At 57.5% G+C, this 4,609-nt stretch carries 6 protein-coding genes; all 6 read right to left on the bottom strand.

What is annotated here, in order from left to right; translation table 11 throughout:
- On the bottom strand, positions 1 to 189 hold a 189-nt coding region (locus tag O3A94_17040), incomplete at its 3' end, for a 5-carboxymethyl-2-hydroxymuconate semialdehyde dehydrogenase (GenBank protein MDA1357954.1).
- Positions 186 to 1,106 (bottom strand): catechol 2,3-dioxygenase, encoded by a 921-nt coding sequence (locus tag O3A94_17035; GenBank protein ID MDA1357953.1) that lies wholly within the window; start codon positions 1,104 to 1,106, stop codon positions 186 to 188. The genes O3A94_17035 and O3A94_17040, both read right to left, overlap by 4 nt.
- A gap of 42 nt (positions 1,107 to 1,148) precedes the next feature.
- Complete coding sequence (locus O3A94_17030; protein MDA1357952.1) at positions 1,149 to 1,448, bottom strand: 2Fe-2S iron-sulfur cluster-binding protein; 300 nt, start codon at positions 1,446 to 1,448, stop codon at positions 1,149 to 1,151.
- 6 nt (positions 1,449 to 1,454) lie between these two features.
- Complete coding sequence (locus O3A94_17025; protein MDA1357951.1) at positions 1,455 to 2,468, bottom strand: FAD-binding oxidoreductase; 1,014 nt, start codon at positions 2,466 to 2,468, stop codon at positions 1,455 to 1,457.
- Between the two features lie 105 nt (positions 2,469 to 2,573).
- Positions 2,574 to 3,575 carry an asparaginase gene (locus tag O3A94_17020; protein MDA1357950.1) on the bottom strand — a complete coding sequence of 334 codons (1,002 nt, stop codon included), beginning with the start codon at positions 3,573 to 3,575 and terminating at the stop codon, positions 2,574 to 2,576.
- Between the two features lie 116 nt (positions 3,576 to 3,691).
- A partial coding sequence (locus O3A94_17015) for an ABC transporter ATP-binding protein (protein MDA1357949.1) occupies positions 3,692 to 4,609 on the bottom strand: 918 nt, incomplete at its 5' end.

Here is a 4,609-nt window from a genome sequence, read left to right as displayed (position 1 = left end):
CGCCATGGCACCCCACGGCCCAGACAGGGAGGCCCGTGCGGCGCCCACGGCGGCATCCACCTCGGCAGCTCCACCTTCGGGAACGAAACCCAGCGAGGCGCCATTAACCGGGTTGAAATTTTCGAAAGTGAGATTGCCGCTGTCGGAGGAATAGGCGCCGTCGATAAAATGCCGGGCGGCAACGCTCATGTCACAACGCCGAGGAAGCGGTCGTTCAGTTCCTTTTCGTAATAGAAAATGCCTTTGCCGAGCTGATCCGGCGTCCACACGCGAGTGGGGTGGTCAGGGAAGTACATGTAGCCGCCCGAGAATACCTCGTTGCGGTTTCCTGAGGGATCGAAGAAATAGATCGTCTGGCCACGGGTGATGCCGTGGCGCGTTGGGCCGACATCACGCGATATATCGTAACGCGAGATGATATCGGCAGCATGGCCGACATCGTTCCAAGATTCGAGCAGGAATGAGACGTGATGAAACTTGCCCGGCTCGGGATGTTCGACGAAAGCGATCTCATGCGATTTTGTGCTGCTGGAGAGCCACACGGCGATCGGGCCGTCCGGTGTTTGGACCTTTTCGACTACGCTAAAATCGAGGGCTTCGGTGAAAAAGCGGCTGACCTCGGCGACATTGGGGCCATAGAACAGGCAATGGTCGAAGCCGAGGGCACGCATGCCGCGCGGTTCATTGCGCCAAATATCAGGATTTTCGATGATCGGCCCATTGTCTGAGCACGCCATCTCAGCGTAAAGTTCGATGCGGTGGCCGCTTGGCAGAGTAAAACCAATGCGCCGCCCAACACCCGGTTGCTCGCCTGCCGTCACATGATCGACAGCTAGGCCGAAATCCACAATGCGCTTCTCGAAGACGTCGAGGTCGGCATCGCCGGTGACCTTGAAGGCCAGGAAGTCAACGCCAGGCGCATCGGCCTCGCGCAAGACAATGCTGTGGCGGTCAAACTCGTCATAGCCGGACAGATAGACCCGCCCATCATCGGCTTTCTCGACCAAATCGAGACCGATACGATCAACATAATGGGCCACCGCTTCATCCATTTCGAGCACCCGAATCTGAACGAATCCCGCCCGCAACACTCCCGTCAAAGCCATATTCCAAGCTCCCTCGATAATCTCTGTACGCTGATATCTATTTCACACACCCGACCCATCACCCGCAAGCCTCAGCGTGAGATCGCCCTCTGGGATCAGCCGGCAGGCGAGCGCGTAACCCGCCTGTTCCTCGGATTCACTTACTTGCGCCCGGCTCATCTTGCGCGTGCGGTATTGACCTCGCACGACAAACACTCGGCAAGCGCCGCAACCACCGCCCCGACAGCCAACTGGAATATGCTTGAAGCCCTGATGCTCCATGGCGATCAGCACACGCTCGCTGTCCGAGCAGGAGAACTGAACGCCTGATTCCTCCATGGTGACAGTGAAGCTGCCGCTCACGGAGCGTCAAAAAAATCTGTCGAAGTGAAGCTGGGCGAATGGAACCTTATGCTCCCGCATCAACATGCGCTGCACCGCTTCGGCCATCACCGGCGGGCCGGCGAAATAGAACTCGTAATCCGCTAGTTCGCCTTCCAATGACTGCGCCGCCAGCTCATGGACAAAACCGCGGGGGCCGGACCAGACCTCTGCGCTCACGGACGGCTCGGAGATGGCGGCATGATAACTCATGCGATCAGCGAAGGCCGGCAAGTCGCGCAAAATTTTTTCGCCGCAAATATCGCGCGGCTCGCGCCCGCCAAAAAAGAAATGCAGTCGCCGGTCACTGAAGTACTCGTCTTCTGCGAAGCCGCGGGCGATGGATATCATCGGTGAAAGACCGGACCCGCCGGCGATACAGACGATATCCCGCGGGCTTTCACGCAAGAATGCGAGGCCGTAGGGGCCGTCCATTTCGACCATCTGGCCCGGTTCCACGACGCCATCAAACAGGACATGGCTGCCGGCACCGCCCGGCATGTTCTTGATGTGGAAATCCCATATTCCGGTGTCATTCGAAAGATTGGCCATGGAATAGGCGCGCAGGCCAGTTACACCTGGCAGGGTGAAAAGTGCATACTGCCCGGGCAAAAATTCTGCTTTGCTCTCGGCCTTGAAGCGAAATTCAACCATGTCGTGGGTAAGCTCTCGGCTCTCCACAAGCCGTACCTGTTGCCGCCGTGGCAGGATTTTCGGAGTAGCTGCAGGATCAATTCTCACCTTGATTCTGCAGTCGCTTAGGGGACGGTTTTGACAGGCGAGCCGACGGTCTTTGCGCAGGTCACGCTCGGAGAGACCGGGCGCGTCCGGCCACAAATTTTCGGTCTCGCCATCGAGCAAATCGAATTTGCAGGTGCCACATGAGCCTGTGCTGCATTCATACGGCAAGCCAAGGCCGGCGCGCAGACCCGCCCTCAACACGCTGTCTTCGCTAGTGCTCGAAAAACTCTCTTCTTGGCCGTCTAAGACAATCTTGTACATAATAAAATCCCGGCCCACCGACGTTGCGGCGGACCGGGACCCTTTTCAATAATCCAACCAGCGACTATTGCAGATAATCGTAATTGCCACTCTTCCACTCTTGGATTAGCGCCCGAACGGATAGCGCCAGCTTTCGAAGGCTTGCCTGATTTCTTCTTCGCCCGCGCCGGCGCGAAGAAGAAGGGTCAAGAGCAAGCGTGATTTGATGCCATCCAGCCAACCGGCGGGGATCAGGCCGCGCGCCAGCAGATCCGTTTCAGCGCCAGGAAAATCATATGTTGCCTGCATGGTATCGCCGTGACGCGTGCGCGACGCATAGACAACAGGTATCCGTCGTGCTGCCTGCCCCAATGCCTCGACCATCGCCTTGGGAACATGACCGCCACCGGTGACGTCGACGACAATGCCATGATACCCCGCCTGCAGGGCGAGTTCGACCAGGGTACCATCTTCATCCAGGCCGACACTCAAGCGGGCAACCCGCGCGGCACGCGGCGCCGCCGGCAACGCGATCGGATAGCGCCCACCCGGACGCGTGACAATACGCGCGCGCTTTTCTATGACCCAACCGATGGCGCCAGCAGGACTGGAATGAAATGCTGCGGGGCTGGTGGTGTGCAATTTTTTCACGTAGCGAGCGGCGTGAATTTCGTCATTCATCACCACCAAGGTGCCGATGCCACGCGCTTGCTGATCCAACGCCACTATAACGGCGTGAAAGAGATTGGCCGGTCCATCCGGGCCCGGCATGGTGGGATTGCGCATGGCGCCAGTAAACACGACCGGTGCATCGTTCTGCACCAGACGATCAATGACAAAGGCGGATTCTTCGAGGGTATCGGTGCCCTGCGTCACGACAATGCCGCGCACGCCGTCATCCAACCGATGATTAATTTCGCGCGCTAACGCTGCCAGATCGTCCAAAGTAATATCCGGGCTTGGAAGCAGGCGGAAGGATTGCGCCTCGATCTCGGCGATTTCGGCCAACCCTGGGACCGCCGCGATAAGCATTTCCGCGGAATGCGATAGGGAGACCCCCTTGCCGGGCGCCGTAGAGCCCATCGCAATGGTACCGCCGAGAGAAAATACGCTAATCCGAGGCAACATATGAATTGACCGAGTTCAATGCCGAAGACTGATTGATTGAAACAGCCTACTCCGCGGCAAACTGCACACCGCAGGCAGAACTATTAATCTGGGGTACGTGGGCCAGCGAACGGGCTTCAGGAAATGCGGCGGCCCGTCTCGGGATCAAAAAACAGCAGCGATTCCGTATCGACGTGTACGTCAATCTTATCGCCGTCCTTGAATTCCTGCACGCCCTCGACCGTGAAGAAGAGATTCACACCCTCCAAATCTATGCCCACTGTGGTGTGCATGCCGAGCGGTTCAAGGTCGTTCACGACACCAGTCAGATGGACTACATCCGAGCCAGGCTCCACAATCCGCACATGCTCTGGCCGCAAACCAATCTCAACATTCGTAACTGACCCCGGCATGCCATGTTCCATTTTCGCCGGCAGCGGCATTTTCATGGAGCCAACGGAGATATGGGCCGTGCCGCTCTCACGCGTGATGCGCGCCGGTATGATGTTGATCGGCGGATTGCCCACAAAGTGTGCGACATCCCGATCAACCGGTTCGTCATAGAGTTCTTGCGCCTTGGCGATCTGCCGTATTCGGCCATCAATCAAGACGCATACCGTATCGGCGAGCGCCAGGGCCTCGGTGTAATCCGGCGTTGTGAACAAAAACGTCTGGCCAGTTTCACGCTGCAGGCGCTTCAATTCCGTCCGGAGATCAATACGCAACATGAAATCCAAGCTCGAAAGCGGCTCGTCGAGCAAATAAAATCGGGGTTGGCGGATCATCGCGCGCCCTAGGGCGACTCGCTGGCGTTCGCCGCCACTAAATGTTGCTGGCGTTCGATCCAGAATATGATCGATCTTCAGCATCTCAGCAATTTCATGCACTCGGCGATTGATCTCGTCCTTCGGCGTTTTCGCGATCCGCAAAGGCGATGCGATATTCTCGAAACCGGTTTTATTGGGATAGAGCGCAAGGTTATCGAAGATCATCGCGATATCGCGCTGATTCGGTTGATGTTTTGTAAAATCCGCACCCTCTATAAAAACCTGTCC

Source organism: Pseudomonadota bacterium (genome assembly GCA_027624955.1).
In the GTDB taxonomy this organism is placed as follows: domain Bacteria; phylum Pseudomonadota; class Alphaproteobacteria; order UBA828; family UBA828; genus PTKB01.
Note: the sequence above shows the minus strand (reverse complement) of the source record. Positions and strands in the feature narration are given on the sequence as shown.